This is a genomic window from Priestia sp. D3YE.R1 (assembly GCF_049199565.1).
Classification (GTDB): Bacteria; Bacillota; Bacilli; order Bacillales; family Bacillaceae_H; genus Priestia; species Priestia aryabhattai.
The window spans coordinates 1,825,029-1,843,150 of sequence record NZ_JBLTHW010000001.1; the positions used below are offsets into that span (position 1 = coordinate 1,825,029).

Genomic DNA, 18,122 nt, shown 5'->3' on the forward strand with positions numbered 1-18,122 from the left:
TTTTCTTTAATAATGAACAGTTATGTGTTTTGTGTTAAGTAAGCGACATTCCCACGATTATTGCATATTGAGAATGCAGGTAAATTTATTATAATTTACATAGTGATCACTAATCAACAGCATGTACATTATCTTTTCGTTAACGTGTATATCCTTAAAACAAAAAGGAGAGATCTATATGAAATTAGGGAATCAAAAGCTTATATATTTTTCACCAATTATAGTAGTAGCTGTTATTTTTATCTTTATTCTAACCTTAATTCCTTCGGCAAGCTCAGCACCTAAGAATTTGCCAATCGCATTCGTAAACGCCGACGAAGGAATGACAGTTCCAGCAAAGGGTAATGTAAATATAGGGAATCAAATAAAACAAAATATGAAGGATTCAAGCACTGAACAGTCTTCGGTTAAATGGATTTTTGTATCAACTACTAAAGAAGTTGAAAAAGGGTTAAATAATCAACAATACTACGGTGCGCTTATCATTCCAAAAGATTTCACCAAAAAGCAGGCGACTCTTCAGACGGCTCAGCCTGATGCACCTGCTATTAAATTGTTAGTGAATCAAGGAAAGAATACAGCCGCTTCAACAATCGCCAGTCAGGTGTTAAACGGAGCCGTTGATAAGATGAATGAAAATATGCGCTTGCAGCTAGTGAAAAGGTTTGAACAAAACGGAACGAAACTAAGTGCAAACCAAGCATTAGCACTCGCTGCACCGATTCAAAAGACAGTGATAAATGTAAATGAAACAGGACCTCATAGTGTTAACGGAAACGCCCCAGTGTCATTATTTCAGCCGTTGTGGATGGCAAGCATAGCAGGGGCAGCAGTTGTATTTCTCGCTATTCAAAAAATCACGTTTTCTTCTCGTAAAGAGAAACTCGGTAACCAAGCAGCATTAGTATTCATTGGAGCTGTACTTGCTTTAGCGGCAGGTTTTGGGCTAGCGTGGCTGGCTGAGATGGTTGGAATTGCTGTTCCTTCATTTTTAGATACCGCATTATTTTTAACTATTGCTTACTTCAGTTTTTTCACTTTGATATCAGCCGTACTTTCATGGCTAGGACTAAAGGGACTTCCGATTTTCGTTATTATTCTATTTTTTGGCGCACCTTTGCTTTCAATGGCTCCAGAAATTATGCCTGATTTTTATCGAGAGTGGATTTATCCATGGCTGCCAATGAGATTTATGGTAGATGGCGTAAGAGAACTATTTTTCTTTGGAGAACATCTGACATGGAATCCTTCTGTATCTGCTCTAGCTCTTATCTCTTTAACAAGTTTGTGTGCTCTGTTTGCTTCTGCTTTACCCGCATCTTCTGTGAAAAAAGAGAAGTCTCGCTCTATATAAAAGATACTGTAACTGAATGAAAAGGAGAGATAATGATGAATCCACAAATTCTAATCGTTGGTGCCGGCCCTACTGGCCTCGTTATGGCCTACAATTTAGCCAGACATAACATTCCTTTTCGAATTATTGATAAAAGCGACGGACCGGGGCAAGCCTCCCGGGCAATGGCTATTTTACCGCGAACACTTGAATTTTATCAGCAGTTCGGTTTTGCAGATGAAGTCATAGACAGCGGGATTAAGATGGAAGATGTATACGTCCGAGTGAAGAATAAAATAAAAGCAAAAGTTCATCTAGGATCTTTAGGAGAAGGATTAAGTCCTTTTCCTTTTGTTCTTACATTTCCACAGGACGACCACGAGCGGTTTCTGCTTGAAAAATTAAAAAATTTTGGGATCGAAGTAGAATGGAAGACGGAGTTACTATCTCTAGCTGAACACGGAGAAGGGGTAAAAACTTTATTAAAAGCCCAGCAAGAGGAAACCGCTTATTTTAAGTATATTTGTGGATGTGACGGAGCACACAGTACCGTTCGCAAGCAAATGAAGATAGAGTTTAAAGGAGAAAAATATAAACAGCATTTTTATGTGATGGATGTTCACGGCTCTGGTGAAGTGATGAAGGATCAAAAAATCAGTATTTCCTTTAGCAATGAAGAATTTTTGATTTGTATGCCTGTTAGAAGTAAAGGAACGTATCGAATGATCGGCATTATTCCTTCAGCTTTTAGAGATCAAAACGATGTAAAAGCTGAAAACATTCAGGCTTTTATTCAACGAATATTTGGTGTTCAGATTGAGGGTATAAATTGGTTCTCGACATATCATATCCATCATAGAGTAGCAAGTCGTTTCCGACAGGGACGCATTTTTCTAAGTGGAGATGCAGCCCATATTCATAGTCCTGCAGGCGGACAAGGAATGAACACAGGAATTGGAGATGCAATCAACCTTTCATGGAAATTAGCAGCTGTCCTTCAACACAAAGCGGCACTTTCCATATTAGATACATACGAAGAAGAAAGGCTGCCTTTTGCAGAGCTGCTTGTAAATACAACTGATCGCGCTTTTAAGCGAATGGTGGCACGAGATAAAACGAGTCAATTTTTTAGGAAGCATATCTTTCCGCCTGTACTATCCTTTTTATTTCGTTTCCCTTACCCCCGTCACAAAGCATTTACGATTTTATCTCAAATCCGCATTAAGTATCGAAATAGTGACCTAAGCAGCGGGCAAGGGACAAATGTGCAAAGTGGTGATCGATTACCCTATGTAGAAGGGAATTTTGAATCTTTACAGTCTTTAAACTGGCAAATACATGTCTATGGAACAGCAGCAGAGAAGTTAAAAAAAAGCATGCAAGAAAAAGACTTCTCCTTGCACGAGTTTTCTTGGAACCCTTACTTGAAGAAAGCAGGACTTCAAAAAGATGCTCTGTACGTTATTAGACCTGACGGATACATTGGTTTTATTAGCAGCGAGTAGCGTATAGATCTGCTTCATCAATATTTGCATACGCATAAAATCCTTCCTTTTACAAATGAATATTAAATCTAAAAAAAACGCCATCTTATGTGGTGTTTTTATTTTTGTTTACAATTTCGAAACAACTTGGAGATGTTTTTGGGAAAGCTGTTTGATAAGATAGACGAATAGAAATATCAAATGAAAGTACGTGATACATTGAATAAAAGGATTTTAGTAGTTGATGATGAAAAAAGTATTGCTACAGCGGTATCTTATGCTTTCAAGCGCGAAGGATACAGTGTAGACACCGCGTCCGACGGTGAAGAAGCGCTTGAAAAAGTAAAAAGCTTTCGACCTGACGTAATGATATTAGATGTGATGATGCCGAAATTAACCGGATATGAAGTATGCCGAAAACTCGAGAATCGAAGAGGAATGGGAATTATTTTGTTAACGGTTAAAAATGATATCGTCGATAAAGTTCTAGGCTTAGAGTTAGGCGCAGACGATTACATGACCAAGCCGTTTGATGTAAGAGAGCTTGTAGCTAGAGCTAAAGCACTTGTTCGGCGAATGGAAAAGAATGAAGCGCCTGAGGCTGCTGGAGAAATCACGGTAGGAAAAGTGAAGGTAAACTTAATTCAGCGCACGTTACACGTTGCCGATGATTTAGTCAAGCTTACACCAAAGGAATTTGATCTTATTGCTTTATTACTTGCCAACTTAGAAAGAGTGTACACGAGAGAAGATTTATTAGATCTTGTCTGGGGAATGGATTATGCAGGCGGTACACGTACGGTAGACATTCACATGCAGCGCCTTCGAAAAAAAGTAGGAGATGCAGAACCTTATTTGCTACAAACGGTATATGGCGTTGGATATAAAGCGACTGCAGGGATCAATGAATGAAAATTAGCCTGAAAGCTAAGATGGGATTTGTTCTTGCTTTTTTAATTATTTTAACAGTAACGGTCCTGAGCGTACTTGTGTTAAAAGGAATTGAAACAAATCAGCGCGATCAGCTAGAAAGTGAACTTATTCAAAAAAGCAAAGCAGCCGAACAAACAATTCGTCAAAGTTATTTAACGGGTGACCCCTCTTTGAACATAAATTCTTTTCTTCAGCAAAAAGGACAGCGCCTTGCATCTTCTATTGCATCACAAAGCGGAATGCAAACAGTTCTATATAATCAAAAAGGACAGGAAGCCGGAAGTTCTATTCCCATCGGCCAAAAATCTGTAGATGTCTCCGATACGCTTAGCTATGCGTTGGAAGGAAAAATAGCCTATCAAAACTCAGGTTCTTCTCTTATTTACTTTGCACCTGTATCAATCGACCATCAATTGATTGGAGCCGTTCGTTTTGACCATTCATTAAAAAATAATCAGCAGTTTATAGCTGACATTAGACACCTATTTCGTGCTTGGGGAACGATTGCAGCAGCATCAGCCTTTTTGATTGGCTATGCTTATTTTTACCGTATTGCTTCGCTTATTGCTAGCCTTCAAAAAACTTCACAGCAGATTCGAAAAGGCCGTTATTTAACCGATCTGCCGTTCACACGAGGCGATGAACTCGGGGAGCTCAGTCAAGGCTTGTTTTTTATGAGTACGTCGATTGAAAAAAATATCGATCAAATGAAGGAAGAAAAAAGAAAGCTTGAACTCGCTATTTCAAAGCTGCAGTCTCTTGAACAGCAGCAAAAGCAGTTTATCGGAAACATCAGCCACGAATTTAAAACGCCTTTAACATCAATCAAAGCCTATGTTGACTTACTTGATATGTATCGAGATGATCCTCAGCTTATGGAAGACGGCGTGCAAAATATTCGTAAAGAAACGGATCGTCTTCATGAAATGGTAGATAAAATCTTAAAACTCTCAGCACTTGAGAAATATGATTTTGAGCAGCGACCGGAGTCAGTTAAATTGAAGGGACTTCTCGAAGACATATGCGACCGCATGAAAGGGAAAGCGGCTAAATTTGATTTAATCCTTCATACAAATATAAACGAATCGGTTGTTTGGGCGGATCGCGAAAGCTTAATACACATTTTTATCAATTTAATCGATAATGCTATTAAATATAATGAACCAGGCGGAAAAGTGGAAGTAACGTCTTACACTTTAGAGAATTCTATCATTGTGGATGTAGCTAACACTGGAATAGGAATTCCACCTGAAGCGGAAGAGAAATTATTTCAACCATTTTTCACCGTAAATAAAGATCGGTCGCGTTTATCCGGAGGTACAGGCCTTGGCTTAGCATTAGCCAAAGATTTAACTGAAAAACAAAAAGGCGTTATCAAGCTGCATCATTCTGACCCTACATGGACGATTTTCAAAGTGTCGTTTCCTTTGAAAACAGAGAAATGAGTTAGCTAAAAGGAGTGAACCGTTATTGAAACGGTATAGATTAATGATATGTATAGCAAGCACTTTTCTTATTTTAACATCATGCGGACAAAAAGAAAGCCATAGAGAAACCGTTGAAAAACCCGACAAGAAAATTACTGTATTGGACCAAGTAGATAAAGATAGAAAAATAGAAGTGAAAGATGTTCAGGATATTAACGGAGTAAGGGCGTTTCAATTTTTAAATGAAAACACAATGATTGTTAGTAAAGAAAATAAACAATTTCGTTCACACGATTTCGGTCCCAAAGAGGTATATGCACAGAATCTAGCTACTTATAATCTAAAAAACAAGTCTACTTTTCTGTTGCATCCAAGCAATGAAATCCAACATGCGGCGAAGCTTTCTCCGAATGGTGATTATCTTTTTTATAAAGTAGCAAAAGGCGAAGATACATTTGGTTATATAATGAACCTTCAAACAAAAAAAACGGTTAAAATAAAGAATGTTCTTCTCTATCCATCAAGCGGAGAGTGGCTTAATAATTCAGAAGTAATGTTTATTACAATGGAAGGAAAGCTTTCTAAAGCAAATGTAAAAGGAGAAGCAGAACCTCTGTTGCACAGAGACGATCGAATCTTAGATGCGGTTAAAGGAATAGGTGGCATTTATTATATTGGCGTAAACAACCAGCTTTTTTTTCTTCATAACGAACAGACGGCCCTTGAAAAAATCCGAGATAATGTGATTTCTATTATCCCGTCTCCAAATGGAAAACAATTAGCGCTCGTTCAGCAAAAAGATGCCCAAACGAGAACGCTGTCTATCACAGATTTAAAAGGATCAGAAGCCTTTCAGCTTGCTCTGTCCACTCAAATTTTTGGCGTAAGCTGGTCTCCCGACGGTTCGAAATTAGCCTATAACTTTATTTCTGAAAAAGAGGGAGATAAAGGGATATTCATAGCAGATGGATTAACAGGAGATGTTACACACTTAAACGTAAATTTAGACTATGCCGCTGATCAGCTTGCCTGGAGTCAATCAGGAAATAAACTAGTTGCATCCAGCTTTACGCAAAATCAAGTTCATACATATATTATCTTTTTGAAATAGACTGCTTAGGCAGTCTTTTTTTACGTATACTAAACTTCTTTAAGAGTGTTTACAAGTTTGAAACAACTGAATAAAAGACAGAAACATTTATATTTTATCCTTTCTTTATAGGCTTTCGTAGCCCATCAAAAGCCGTTTGAAAGGAGTAAGACATCATGAAATACTTTTTATTTATTTGTTCTTTAGCTTTTACGCTGATGATAGCAGGGTGCGGAACAAGCAATTCTTCATCAAAGCCTGCCAGAGAATTCACAAAAAATGGACAGGCTCAAAAACTAGAAAGCTCATCAGCTTCTCCATCTTTAACGAAACCTAATGTAGACGAAACAGTGGTAATAGCCAATCCAGAATCGGTTACGGCTTTAGTTAATAAAAAGCATCAGCTTCCTGAATCTTATCAGCCTTCCGATTTAGTCTATGCCGACGTTCCGTTTATCTTCAACGAAAAAATAGAAAAACGAATGCTTAGAAAGCCTGCGGCACAAGCGCTTGAAGAACTTTTCCGAGATGCTGAAAAAGAGGGAATCAGCTTACTTGGTGTATCCGGTTATCGATCTCACGAGCGTCAAAAAGAGCTTTTTGCATTTTACGCAAAGCGAGACGGAGAAGAACAAGCACGCACCTATAGCGCCTATCCTGGAACAAGTGAACACGAAACGGGACTAGCAATCGATGTCACGGGAGGAAGTGGAATGTGTGCTGCCGCAGACTGCTTCGCTAATACATCAGAGGCTCATTGGCTTTCAAAAAATGCCTATCAATACGGATTCATTATTCGATACCCTGAAGGTGAAGAGCAGGTTACCGGCTATAAATACGAACCATGGCACCTTAGATATGTAGGGAAAAAAGCAGCCGCATCCATTTTTAATCAATATGCAACGTTAGAAACCTATGCAAATAAGAAAAAAGCTTAATCAAAAGTTCTATAACTGGAGAACGAAGGAAAGAAAAATGAAAAGTTAGGTTTATCACTCTCATATATGATACAAACTGATACTATAACATGCTTGCTATAGAGGAAGGGTATCGATGTATAAAGATATTGCGATTGAACTGATATGTGGATTTTTAGCGCTATTTATTATGCTGAAGCTTTTAGGTAAGACGCAGTTTGCTCAAATCACTCCGTTTGACTTTATTACAACGCTTGTCCTGGGAAATATTGTGGGGGATGCAGCTCTTGAAAAAGGAGTAGAATTAACTGAAATTCTTTATAGCGTTTTGATTTGGGGGCTTCTGATTTACGCAGTGACAAAGCTATCTCAAACCTTTACAGGATTTAGGGGAGTTCTTGAAGGCAAGCCTTCAATGATTATTTATAAAGGGAAAATCCTTTATAAAGAGCTTAAGAAAAACAACTTGGATTTGAATCAGCTTCAGCATCTAATGAGACAGCAAGGGTATTTTTCACTGTATGAAGCAGAATACGTCATTTTAGAAACGAATGGAGAGGTGAGCGTCGCTCCTAAACATGAATTCGGTCCTCCGACGAAAAATGATTTAAACATCCCGTATTCTCAAACTAATTTACCTATTGCTTTAATCATGGATGGAAAAGTAGTGTCTGGTAATTTGAAAGAAGCAAACGTAGATGAAAAGTGGTTAAAAAAACAGCTGGCAATCAAGAAAATAAAGGAATACAGCGAAGTTTTTTATGCTGAATGGCAGCAAGAGCGAGGACTAGAAATAACAAAATTCTAAAAACCCTTTCCTTTTAAGGAAAGGGTTTTTAGCTTTCTTTTAATAGCTTAGCAAAATCTTCAATCGTTGTAGAATACGTGACGTACAGACGGGGAATAAGATAGTTTTCATTTTTTTGTCCACTTTCAGTAAAAAATTTTGGAATCGTTGAAAGACCAAACGTATAATTCTTTTTTGTTTCTTCTACTACGCGGCTATTGACCTTTCCATAAGGGTAAGCAAGAGCAATAACGGGCTGGCTCGTAATGGCTTCAATTTTTCGTTTTGAATCAGCTAGCTCATAGGATAAATTTTTTGTCTTAGTTAAATCCGGATGAGTAGCGGTATGAGACTGAATAGAAAAAAATCCTGAATCAACAAGTTTTTTTAAATCCGCTGGCGACAAGCGGTTGGGGCGGCCAATAAAATCTGAAATCACAAAAAGTGTAGCCGCTGGATGAAACTGAGGGCTGGCTGCTCTTTGAAAAATAGGCAAGATAGTAAGATTATTTTTGTATCCATCGTCAAATGTAATAAATATAGGCTTTTTTACACGCTTCAGCTCCTGCCAATTTTCAAATGTGAGCGGCGTATATCCTTGCTTTTTAAGATAAAGAAGCTGTTTCTCAAAATTTTCAGGCGTCACATACAGTTCTTTTTCCCCGTGGCCTGTGTAGGAATCAATAGAGTGGTAAATCAGTATAGGTACTTTCACTTGGCTAAAAACGGGGGAAGGGAAAATAACAGTTAGCAATAAGATAACAAAAACCGAAATTTTTCTCATAACAATCCTTTCTAACGCGCAATGATGACGAGACTATCTTAGTATGTCAAAAGAAAAGGAATGTATAAGCCAAGCTTTCTTTTTTACAAGTATAAGCCTTCTTTTTTAAATATTTTATGCAGAACCAAGTGCTCAGCAGAGTTCACAACCGCAAACTGTTTTTTAGAAAGAGAATGAGTAGAAAAATGCATTAACTTAGTAAAGTCTGATGGCAGCGTAGGAGATAAAACATCAGTAGAGAGTATAGGTGCAGACAAAGGTTTTTTCGAGCCGATGTGAAAACCCCAATCTCCAAAAGAAGGAATAATAGTGTGGTAACTCAACGTATAAAGCTGCGAGGCTTTCATCGTCTCATTGATGCTCCAGAAAACGATAGGTGTGTCTCTAGGAGAATTTGACTGACATACGACCAAGCCTCTGCGCGATAGTGAACGTTGGAGAAGTGTATAAAATTCTTTTGTATAAAGTGCACTTATTTTTTTGTTAGTAGGATCAGGAAAGTCAATAATGATGATATCATAACACGCTGAATTCAAAGAGAGGTAGTCAACAGCATCTTGAATATGAACGGTAACACGAGAATCTTCAAATGAGCGTTGATTTAATTTCTTTAATTCTTCAACATTCATCGCAGCATTTACCACGTCAGCATCTATTTCCACAAGGTCTATTTCTTTCACTTCCTTATATTTAAGGACTTCTCGTAAAGCTAAACCATCTCCACCGCCTAGAATAAGAATGCGGCGAGGACTTAAGGAAGCGGCAAAGATAGGGTGTACAAGAGCTTCATGATACGCATGTTCATCTAATGAACTAAATTGCAGCTGTTCATCCAAATACATTCGAATATCAGATGCTTTAATCAGCTGAATATCTTGAATACTGTTTTTCTGATGAAACAAAATGTCATGCTGACCTGATAAGATCTGCTGTAGACTAACGTGATCTGAGTCATCTCCCCGATTGAAAAGACGAGTGCTTTCAGCATGCTGACGATTTTTTTGTGGAGTTTCGGCGTGTTGAATTCCGCGAGAAATCGAATACACAACAGCTTTTTTTGAAGCTAATTGTTTAAGCAGCGCATAACCAATTTCAATTATTTCTTTGTCTCCGCACGTATAAAAGTCTAATGAAGCGTAGTTTTCCTCCGGCCAAGTATGAATAGACAAGTGAGAGGTAGCTAATACGAGAATGCCTGTAATGCCTTGAGGCGTAAACTGGTGAAAATAACAGTGCAAAACTTCCATTTCTGCATCTAGTGCAGCTTCAATAAGAATTTGACTTAAAAGTGAGGGGTCATTTAATATCACTTCATCGCATTCGAACGCATCCATTAGCAAGTGTTCTCCTTTAATATCCACTACTTCAGCCTCCTTTCTGAGCATTATTTTCACTATCTTATGAAATTTTTTAGAAAAAGGAAACGCAAGTACGTTAGTTTATAAATATTTTCGGGAAATAACTAGGTATCTTCCTATAGAAAAGAAACTGGGAAAAACATATTTTCGTTGAAAGGAGATCCGAACAATCAATCGAGATTCTTAATGGGGGATTCAACTCGTTCGGATTTTTTCATTGTGATGGTGAACGTAGATTTACCGTATGTAATAGCTGTTAATTGGAGAGCAGGGCGAAGACTCCTGCGGGAAAAGCGGAACAGGTGAGACCCCTCAGGAGCGTAAGCAACGAGGATGCTCACCGGCCGCCCGCGGAAAGCGAATTCTTGCACGCAAATCAACAGCGGTATCTCAAGCGATTCATGCTATCTCATTTATCTTTAAGTGGGATTGATTTCGTTACTCAATCTTTCTACTCTTTATCAGCATTAAACCAGCCTTTTCGCTTGAACCATAAAATTAAACCAAGCGTTATCAGCCCCATGAAGCCAAGCACAAAGAAATAGCCATAGTGCCACTTTAGCTCAGGCATGTTTTCAAAATTCATTCCGTATACGCCAACGATAAAGGTAAGGGGAATAAAGATAGATGAAATAACGGTCAGCGTCATCATAATTGAATTCATCCGGTTTGAATTAAGAGAAAGATAATTATCGCGCATATCAGACGTCATTTCCCGATTTGATTCAATCATATCGGCTAATTTTAATAAGTGGTCATAGACATCTTTAAAATACCTTTTTTGTTCTGGATGAACATCTAGGCGTTCAGAATTTATAACGCGGTACAATAAATCGCGCATAGGCAAAATGGTTCTTCTGATTTTCAGTAAATCACTTCGAAGTTTGAATACATCTTCCATTAAAACAGAGATGGATTTTTTTGCATCTATGTTTTCTATATCATTCAGCTCATCTTCAATTTGATATACAGTGGGAAAATATTCATCTACCACTTTATCCATCACAGAATACGCAAGATAGCTTATCCCTTTTTCATGAATCGAAGGTGTATGAAGCAGCTTCTCCCATACTTTATCAATTGCAGCTGACGGGTGAAAATGAAAAGTAACTATATAATTATCGCCGATAAAAAGGTCAACTTCTTCAGCTTCTAACGTTTGACGATTTAATGAATGCAGGACAAAAAAACTGTATCCTTCATAATAATCGAGTTTTGGACGCTGCAGAAAATGAAAGCAATCTTCAATCGCTAACGGATGAAAGTGAAAGGAAGATTGAAGCAGCAGCGCTTCTTCTTCAGAAGGGCAGTTAAAGTCAATCCAATAGTACTGAATAGAGGGATCGTGAATCTGATCTAATTGTATATGTTTCACAAGTTTATCATCGTTCATAAGAGCTAACGTTCGTATCATTTGAAAACTCCTTTATGTTTTTATAGCTATTTTCAATGTAGCATAAAATCATAAACTACACCGTATTTTAAAAAAGAATTTTCTTTCTTGTCTTTTTATAAAACTAGTAAGGGTGAAAAAGTTGAATTATAATGATAGTAATAGCTCGTATGGAAAGGGGAATCGTTTTGAATAAAAATGAAGCACTTCGAACGTTTTTTTTAAAACATGCAGATCAACTGACGGAAGAATGGTATGAAAGCATTGAAGACAATGACCCAGAATCGGTTTATGCATCTACTCATCCGGAAGTCATTTCAGTATTAAAAGATCAAAATAATGAATTTCATTTATACATAGCCGATGTATTTATAAAAAGTGAAAAAGAATTTTTTGATTCATTTGAAACGTGGATTTTAAAGATTGCCGAAGACGGAGAGCATGTAAGAACACCTATACATTATATTATTCGCGAATTTTTCCGAGTTAGAAAACAGTATTTAACGTATTTAAATCAATTTGTAGAAGATTGCGAGCAAGATATTACGCAAGGCGAACTAGACGAATGGAACGAATTGATTGTACGCGTGTTTGATATCACCGTTTATAAATTTGTAGAAGAGCACCATCAGCATTCAAAGCGGTTGCTTGAGGCGCACAAAGAGCTGATTAATGAGCTGAGCTCGCCAGTTATTCCATTGAGCGATCATATTGCGATCCTTCCGCTTGTTGGGGATATCGACACAGCAAGAGCGCGCCGAATTTTAGAAAATACGTTAACTCGCTGCGCTGAACAGCAAGTGAATCACCTTTATATTGATATTTCAGGAGTAGTTATTGTTGATACGATGGTTGCTCATCAGATTTTCCAGCTGATTGATGCATTAAAATTAATAGGCGTAGAATCAACTATCTCTGGAGTACGCCCTGAAATCGCCATTACCGCTTCTCATTTAGGTTTATCGTTTGAAAATATATCAACAAAATCAACCCTTGCTAATGCGATGGCTTCACGTATGAGGAAATAAAGCAAACAAGAATTACTTTTAATTCTTGTTTTTTTTATCTAAATTCATACTTGACATATAGGTTAAAGAGGTATTATGATTTTACTAATTTAATAAATAAAAAGAGTAGTATTACATACGCTAATATAAAAATGCAACTCTGTAATTAGCGAACAAGAATTGAACAAATAATATGAGAACGCTTTATATAGAATACGAGAATATTTAGGAGGAAATAGAAATGAACATCTTATGGTTTTTCCCTACAGCAGGCGACGGACATTATCTAGGCACAACCGAGGGAAGCAGAACAAGCGATATTCACTACTTAAAGCAAATCGCACATGGACTGGATTATCTAGGATATGACGGCGCTTTGCTTCCTACTGGTTCAAATTGTGAAGATTCATGGGTGATTGCATCGGCACTTGCTTCCGTTACGAATCGACTGAAGTTTTTAATTGCACTTCGCCCGGGTGTAATGTCTCCCACACTTTCAGCACGGATGGCTTCGACATTCGATCAGATGTCAAACGGCCGACTCATGTTAAATATTGTGACGGGAGGAGATCCGGTTGAGCAAGCGGCGTACGGTAACTATTTAACCCACGATAAACGCTACGAGTTAACAGATGAATTTTTAACGATTTGGCGAGATGTAATGGAAGGAAAAAAAGTGGACTATAAAGGAGAGCATCTTGATGTAACAGGCGCGTACATTCCATCGCCTACGGTCCAAAAACCATATCCTCCGCTGTACTTTGGCGGGTCTTCGCCAGCAGGAAAAGAAGTAGGCGCAAAGCATGCAGATGTATATTTGTTATGGGGAGAGCCTCCTGCAGTGATCAAGACGAAAATTGATGAGATGAAAGAAAAAGCTGCAAACGAAGGTCGGGACATTCGCTTTGGTATTCGCCTGCACGTTATTGTAAGAGAATCAGAAGACGAGGCGTGGGAATCTGCAGATAAATTAATTAAACATGTTAATGATGATACGATCAAAGCGTTTCAAGATAAGTTTGCGTCATTTGACTCCACTGCCCAAAAAACACAGTCAAGTTTGCACAGCGGTACAAAAGATCGAGGCGCACTAGAGATTGCTCCGAATCTATGGGCTGGAATTGGTTTAGCACGAGAAGGAGCTGGAACCGCTCTTGTTGGAAGTCCTGAAATTGTAGCGGATCGGTTAAAAGAGTACAAAGAGCTAGGAATTGATACGTTTATTTTATCAGGCTATCCGCATCTAGAAGAAGCATATACGTTTGCTGAGCTAGTATTTCCACATATTCAAAAAGAACGAAGCAAGAGATAATTCTTGCTTCGTTCTTTTTGAGTCGTAAAAAAATAAATAACCCAGTTGACTTATAGGAATTATAGGTGTATTATAAAGATAGTTCATTTAGTCAGAAAATTTTTGATAAAGGGTGAAGAAAATGGAACGTTATGACGTAATTCAAGGCGCAGAATCTTTTTATTATAAAGGCAACGACATTGGTATACTTGTTTCTCATGGATTTATGGGGACTCCTCAAAGTATGGAATATATCGGAAAAGAATTAGCTGAAAAAGGTTTTACTGTGTACGGTTTGCGACTAACGGGACATGGTACTCACTACTATGATATTGAACAAACAACGTATCAGGAATGGAAGCAAGACTTTTTAAATGGGTATCAGCGTTTGAAGCAAGAATGCCGTCATGTATTTATCTTAGGTCAGTCCATGGGAGGCACTCTTACCTTTCATACAGCGAGTCAAGGATTAGATCTTGACGGAGTTATTGCAATCAATCCGGCTATGACGTCCATTCCTTCAATGGAGCCTTATCGCTCTCGTCATACGCCTCGTTATTTAAAAGAAGATCATCCCGATATTAAAGATCCAAACGTACATGAAATTACGTACGACAAAGTACCAGTGCGCTCTATGCGTGAGCTGCTTTCTTTAATGGATGAAACAAAAGAACGCTTATCTTATGTAACGTGCCCGGCTTTAGTACTAACATCAACCGTGGATAACGTAGTACCGCCTGAGAATTCAGCTTATATCTTAAACCATATTCAATCAGCAGAAAAAAGACAGCACATGCTTCGAAACTCTTACCATGTTGCGTCGATGGATTTTGATAAAGATATGATTGTTGCACAAACGGCACAGTTTGTACAAGCAACAGTTGCCAAAAAAAAAGTGCATGAGCGAATTTTTTAATTTTTAAATTCGCTCCGTTTCTTTTTTACTTCAAGTAAGATAAAATGAATCTTGAATGAAAACAAAGGAGTGTACATACATGATTCATTTAGAATGGAACGATCGTCCAACGATTAAACAAGTAAAATGCATACATACAGATGCAAAAAAATTCGTGGTTGAAAATGTTTTAACAGCAGGAAAAACATATGATGTAAAAAACGAAACAGAAGAATTTTATTTTGTTGTTGATAACACTGGCCAAGTCGGCGGCTTTTATAAAGAATACTTTGAAGGCTAAACAAAAAATCATCGTCTCGGCGATGATTTTTTTATTGTAGTAATTAACTGAAGCTTTTCTTCATGAAAACGAATGAACATACTTTTAAAGAGAAATTCCATATATCCAATCATTTCGAAAAAAAGCTTTATGACAAAAATAGGATGTAAGACCTAAATTCTCCCGTTTCTTGTTCTGTTTAAAAGGGTAACTGACTATAAATACCCATGACAACAATTATTTTACAATGTAAAATGAAAGCGACGCTTAACAGAAAAAGGAAAAGGGGAGGTCATACGATGAAAAAGCGTAATACAGCAGCTTTTACATTTTTAGCATGGACAGCTTTTATTACAGCACTATTAGCTATGTTTATAGGAATTTATACCTTAGATGCATCACTACCGGTAAAAGGTTATTATGCTGTTGGAACATTATACTTAACGATGTCCGCTTTTGTGCTTCAAAAAACCATTCGTGATAACGAAGAAGATACGGCGCACGAACGCAAATACGACAAAGCAGAAGAAGAATTGTAGAGCTAAAAAAAGCATTTTTCTAGCTCTTTGAAAAACATCCCCATTTTTGGGAGATGTTTTTTTATATAAAAAAACAGGGAACTTGTCACTCCGTGTCGTATTAATAAAGAAGGAGGCGATTGAATTGACACAACTAATGATTAATAACGTAAATTTTCACGTTGATATGTTTGAAGAAAAAATGATTACTGATGCGAATACAGGTGAAGAGTTGAAAAGGCTAAACTTTTCTTTTTCGGTTGTAGGCAAAGCAGCTTATGATAAATATGATGCATTTTTTGAGGATCCGTATTTTGAAGTAACAAATATGGAGACAAAAGAAACGCTAACACTAAAAAACATTTCGCATAGCACATTTTATCAGTCACCTGAAATTACTGATCATACAAATATTGTTTTCAGGGTGAAGTTGCAGCAAGAACCTGTTAAAACAAAAGAACAAGCGAAAAATGAACAGCCAACAGAGAGCACGGTAAACGAAATGCTTTTATCTAGAATAAAATTTAAGGCTCTTGTCGAATTACTTGAAGAAAAAGGACTCCTCATGGAGAATGAATTGTATACAAAAATTGAAGAAGTAGCAGAACGAGATTTTGATATTCTGCGAGATGAATTAAGTCATTCTAAAAAAGAGGTAAAAGCGTAAAAATACCCCATTCTGCAGGGGGATTTTTTATTTATATCCATTAATTTATAACCCTTTTGATAAATCATTCATATATTACATCACGATGAAAATAAAAAGGGTGAGGATAATGCCGATTGTTATTAATCATGTAGTGATTCCAAACGTTACAGGAGGAGTCGTTACGTTTGGCGATACGTACTATGTTTCTCCGAAAAGTAACAGTAAAACTGCACAAGGTTCAGGGTCTTCAAATACAGGAATTTGTGTAAATACAAATTCGGGACTTTCTAATACAAATACGCTCGATCCGGATGGTTCTGATCAAAACGGCTTCGGAAACGGATAAGGAGAGAGACGTTTTACTCTTCTTTCTACACGCCTTTTCAGTATTCGTTTTATCCGTATTTTATGCCTTCGTTTGCACGTCCAATTGGATTTGTCGTTTCACCTGATGGAGCGATAGACAACTGGTGGGGCAAAAAACCATCTTGGTGGGGGAAAATCACGCCTTCAGCCGGCGTTTTCCCTCCCATTACCCAGTATTATACGGGCAGTTTAGTTCCTTATAGCTTAAGGAGCTATTATTAATATAAAAAAGAAGTTCAGATTAAGCTACCTTGTTGGCGTCTATTTCCTGAAAATAGGCGTTTTTTTCCGTTTTACTTGATTCAAAGTTATTTTTGCTGAATAATAAGGAAAAGAGAAATTTTAGAAGTAAGCTGTAAGTAAGGAGATGTTCTATCATGACAGATAAATGGAGAGTTCATAAAATAAAAAGTGATTGTGAACCTTGGCTGTTTTTAGAAGGCTGGGAAAAAGATATTATTGAAACCATTGAATTTGAAAAAAAAGAAGAAGCGCTTCGCTACTACGCGATGATGATTTATGAATTTCATCAAAAATACGCAAGCGTGCGAAGTGATGAACTAGCGCTCTTTAGCTTTTGGAACGAAGGCGAAAAGGAATTTTGCGAGGCCTGTGATGATGATCTTCAAATCTTCCACGGTGTTTTATTTGCTAAAAACGATGAAGTCTATTCATTAGAAGAAGATGAAGAAGGATTAAAAATGCTTCGTACTAAATAAAAACGTCCTGCGGGGCGTTTTTTTATGTATAAAAAGACTTCTTCGTTGAAGTCTTTTCTAAGGGATTAATTTGCAAATCCACGCAATATAAAGAGCAGCAGGTACTAAAAGAATCTGGGCACATACTGTCCCACACAAACGAGAGATGACTAGTGTGCCCACCATTTTGTTCATAGATTGCTTAGTAGATTCACCTTTCATTACCTTTTCAGTTAAAATGGCTACTTGCGGATCTACAAACACAGCAAGGGTAATCATGGCTAGTCCGTTAATAAGACCAGAAGACATCAGAATTGATTTAGAAAGAGTAGGCTCAAGCGTAGAAGCATAAAGTGTGGAAAGAACACCTACTGTATAAATGGTCGTAGCTATTAAATTCAAAAGAAGCAACCGCTTGGGCACTCCACCTATTCGCAGCTGAGACAGCATGATCCACCTCGGGCGCTTCACGTGTTTTTTTGCTTTCTCCAGCGTATGTATGGAAGTAATATTTTTCATCATTTGAGGTACAGACCCCGCTACTTCTAAGTGTGAAATCATTCGGGAGAAAATCGATACAAAGCTAGGAAGTAAAAGAGCACCTACAATTGTCCCAATGGAAGCTGCGAGCAAGATGGTTTGAAGCTGATGAAGTAGAACGGGCAAATCTTCTTTAGACTTGACCGCATCTCCTAATTTCCCGGTCAGCGGAGCTTGCACCATATTAGCTGTTCTTGACAAAATGACAATAATATTAAAAAGAGATAAAGCCACGACTAGTTTTCCAGTTTTCAAGCCCGCAAGTCTCACAGAGTAGGCTAGTGTTTCAATCATATGAATAATTCCTACAAACACACAAATAATAAGTAATTTTTCCATCATAATAAGCAAGTTCCTTTCTTTGATACACAC

Annotated in this window: 21 protein-coding genes; 16 read left to right on the forward strand and 5 right to left on the reverse strand. The window is 37.6% G+C overall.

The features are described 5' to 3' along the window. Positions 1–178 precede the first annotated feature (178 nt). The 7 genes from ACOZIR_RS09845 to ACOZIR_RS09875 all read left to right on the forward strand — a co-directional run bounded on the left by ACOZIR_RS09845 (position 179) and on the right by ACOZIR_RS09875 (position 7,992). Positions 179–1,354, forward strand: coding sequence for an ABC transporter permease (locus tag ACOZIR_RS09845; RefSeq protein WP_045292586.1), 1,176 nt, complete (start codon positions 179–181; stop codon positions 1,352–1,354). 32 nt (positions 1,355–1,386) lie between these two features. Beyond that, entirely contained in the window at positions 1,387–2,838 is a 1,452-nt protein-coding gene (locus tag ACOZIR_RS09850; RefSeq protein ID WP_421535560.1) for an FAD-dependent monooxygenase, read from the forward strand. A 198-nt stretch (positions 2,839–3,036) separates the two neighbouring features. After that, the gene (locus ACOZIR_RS09855) at positions 3,037–3,729 is read left to right on the forward strand and encodes a response regulator transcription factor (RefSeq protein ID WP_045292703.1); all 693 of its coding nucleotides are present in this window, start codon (positions 3,037–3,039) and stop codon (positions 3,727–3,729) included. Beyond that, positions 3,726–5,195, forward strand: coding sequence for a sensor histidine kinase (locus ACOZIR_RS09860; protein WP_045292582.1), 1,470 nt, complete (start codon positions 3,726–3,728; stop codon positions 5,193–5,195). The genes ACOZIR_RS09855 and ACOZIR_RS09860 overlap by 4 nt, the downstream gene beginning before the upstream one ends. 25 nt (positions 5,196–5,220) lie before the next feature. Next, positions 5,221–6,288, forward strand: a complete 1,068-nt coding sequence (locus ACOZIR_RS09865; protein ID WP_045292581.1) for a TolB family protein — start codon at positions 5,221–5,223, stop codon at positions 6,286–6,288. Between the two features lie 155 nt (positions 6,289–6,443). Then, the gene (locus tag ACOZIR_RS09870; RefSeq protein WP_045292579.1) at positions 6,444–7,205 is read left to right on the forward strand and encodes a M15 family metallopeptidase; all 762 of its coding nucleotides are present in this window, start codon (positions 6,444–6,446) and stop codon (positions 7,203–7,205) included. Positions 7,206–7,320: 115 nt separating this feature from the next. Then, the gene (locus ACOZIR_RS09875; RefSeq protein WP_045292577.1) at positions 7,321–7,992 is read left to right on the forward strand and encodes a DUF421 domain-containing protein; all 672 of its coding nucleotides are present in this window, start codon (positions 7,321–7,323) and stop codon (positions 7,990–7,992) included. A 28-nt stretch (positions 7,993–8,020) separates the two neighbouring features. Here ACOZIR_RS09875 and ACOZIR_RS09880 read toward each other — a convergent pair whose 3' ends face one another. Further along, positions 8,021–8,755, reverse strand: coding sequence for a polysaccharide deacetylase family protein (locus ACOZIR_RS09880; protein ID WP_052942398.1), 735 nt, complete (start codon positions 8,753–8,755; stop codon positions 8,021–8,023). Between the two features lie 83 nt (positions 8,756–8,838). Continuing rightward, the gene (locus ACOZIR_RS09885; RefSeq protein WP_045292575.1) at positions 8,839–10,116 is read right to left on the reverse strand and encodes a polyamine aminopropyltransferase; all 1,278 of its coding nucleotides are present in this window, start codon (positions 10,114–10,116) and stop codon (positions 8,839–8,841) included. A gap of 250 nt (positions 10,117–10,366) precedes the next feature. On the opposite strand from ACOZIR_RS09885, the gene ACOZIR_RS09890 reads away from it, so the two are divergent. After that, on the forward strand, positions 10,367–10,546 hold the full coding sequence (locus ACOZIR_RS09890; RefSeq protein WP_080890185.1) for a hypothetical protein: 180 nt from the start codon (positions 10,367–10,369) through the stop codon (positions 10,544–10,546). An 18-nt stretch (positions 10,547–10,564) separates the two neighbouring features. Here the strand turns inward: ACOZIR_RS09890 and corA are convergent, their stop codons facing one another. Further along, complete coding sequence (gene corA, locus ACOZIR_RS09895) at positions 10,565–11,527, reverse strand: magnesium/cobalt transporter CorA (RefSeq protein WP_045292573.1); 963 nt, start codon at positions 11,525–11,527, stop codon at positions 10,565–10,567. 131 nt (positions 11,528–11,658) lie between these two features. Here corA and ACOZIR_RS09900 point away from each other — a divergent pair, with 131 nt between their 5' ends. The 7 genes from ACOZIR_RS09900 to ACOZIR_RS09930 all read left to right on the forward strand — a co-directional run bounded on the left by ACOZIR_RS09900 (position 11,659) and on the right by ACOZIR_RS09930 (position 16,492). After that, positions 11,659–12,534, forward strand: a complete 876-nt coding sequence (locus ACOZIR_RS09900) for an STAS domain-containing protein (protein ID WP_080890182.1) — start codon at positions 11,659–11,661, stop codon at positions 12,532–12,534. 220 nt (positions 12,535–12,754) lie between these two features. Beyond that, positions 12,755–13,825 (forward strand): FMNH2-dependent alkanesulfonate monooxygenase, encoded by a 1,071-nt coding sequence (ssuD, locus tag ACOZIR_RS09905; protein WP_045292568.1) that lies wholly within the window; start codon positions 12,755–12,757, stop codon positions 13,823–13,825. 121 nt (positions 13,826–13,946) lie between these two features. Beyond that, positions 13,947–14,720, forward strand: coding sequence for an alpha/beta hydrolase (locus ACOZIR_RS09910; protein WP_045292566.1), 774 nt, complete (start codon positions 13,947–13,949; stop codon positions 14,718–14,720). 79 nt (positions 14,721–14,799) lie between these two features. Beyond that, a complete protein-coding gene (locus ACOZIR_RS09915) occupies positions 14,800–15,000 on the forward strand; it encodes a DUF6501 family protein (protein ID WP_013057578.1) in 201 nt (66 codons plus the stop codon). 278 nt (positions 15,001–15,278) lie between these two features. Further along, positions 15,279–15,518 (forward strand): YiaA/YiaB family inner membrane protein, encoded by a 240-nt coding sequence (locus ACOZIR_RS09920; protein ID WP_013057577.1) that lies wholly within the window; start codon positions 15,279–15,281, stop codon positions 15,516–15,518. A 124-nt stretch (positions 15,519–15,642) separates the two neighbouring features. Further along, positions 15,643–16,164: a hypothetical protein gene (locus ACOZIR_RS09925; protein WP_045292518.1), complete on the forward strand. Its 522-nt coding sequence runs from the start codon at positions 15,643–15,645 to the stop codon at positions 16,162–16,164. A gap of 109 nt (positions 16,165–16,273) precedes the next feature. Beyond that, on the forward strand, positions 16,274–16,492 hold the full coding sequence (locus ACOZIR_RS09930; protein WP_013083687.1) for a spore germination protein: 219 nt from the start codon (positions 16,274–16,276) through the stop codon (positions 16,490–16,492). Positions 16,493–16,541: 49 nt separating this feature from the next. Here ACOZIR_RS09930 and ACOZIR_RS09935 read toward each other — a convergent pair whose 3' ends face one another. Further along, on the reverse strand, positions 16,542–16,679 hold the full coding sequence (locus tag ACOZIR_RS09935) for a hypothetical protein (protein ID WP_157862162.1): 138 nt from the start codon (positions 16,677–16,679) through the stop codon (positions 16,542–16,544). 210 nt (positions 16,680–16,889) lie between these two features. Between ACOZIR_RS09935 and ACOZIR_RS09940 the strand changes: the two genes are divergently transcribed. Beyond that, on the forward strand, positions 16,890–17,231 hold the full coding sequence (locus ACOZIR_RS09940) for a DUF1033 family protein (RefSeq protein ID WP_013057574.1): 342 nt from the start codon (positions 16,890–16,892) through the stop codon (positions 17,229–17,231). A gap of 57 nt (positions 17,232–17,288) precedes the next feature. On the opposite strand, the gene ACOZIR_RS09945 is transcribed toward ACOZIR_RS09940, so the two are convergent. Next, positions 17,289–18,092 carry a lipid II flippase Amj family protein gene (locus ACOZIR_RS09945; protein WP_052942390.1) on the reverse strand — a complete coding sequence of 268 codons (804 nt, stop codon included), beginning with the start codon at positions 18,090–18,092 and terminating at the stop codon, positions 17,289–17,291. Positions 18,093–18,122: the final 30 nt, after the last annotated feature.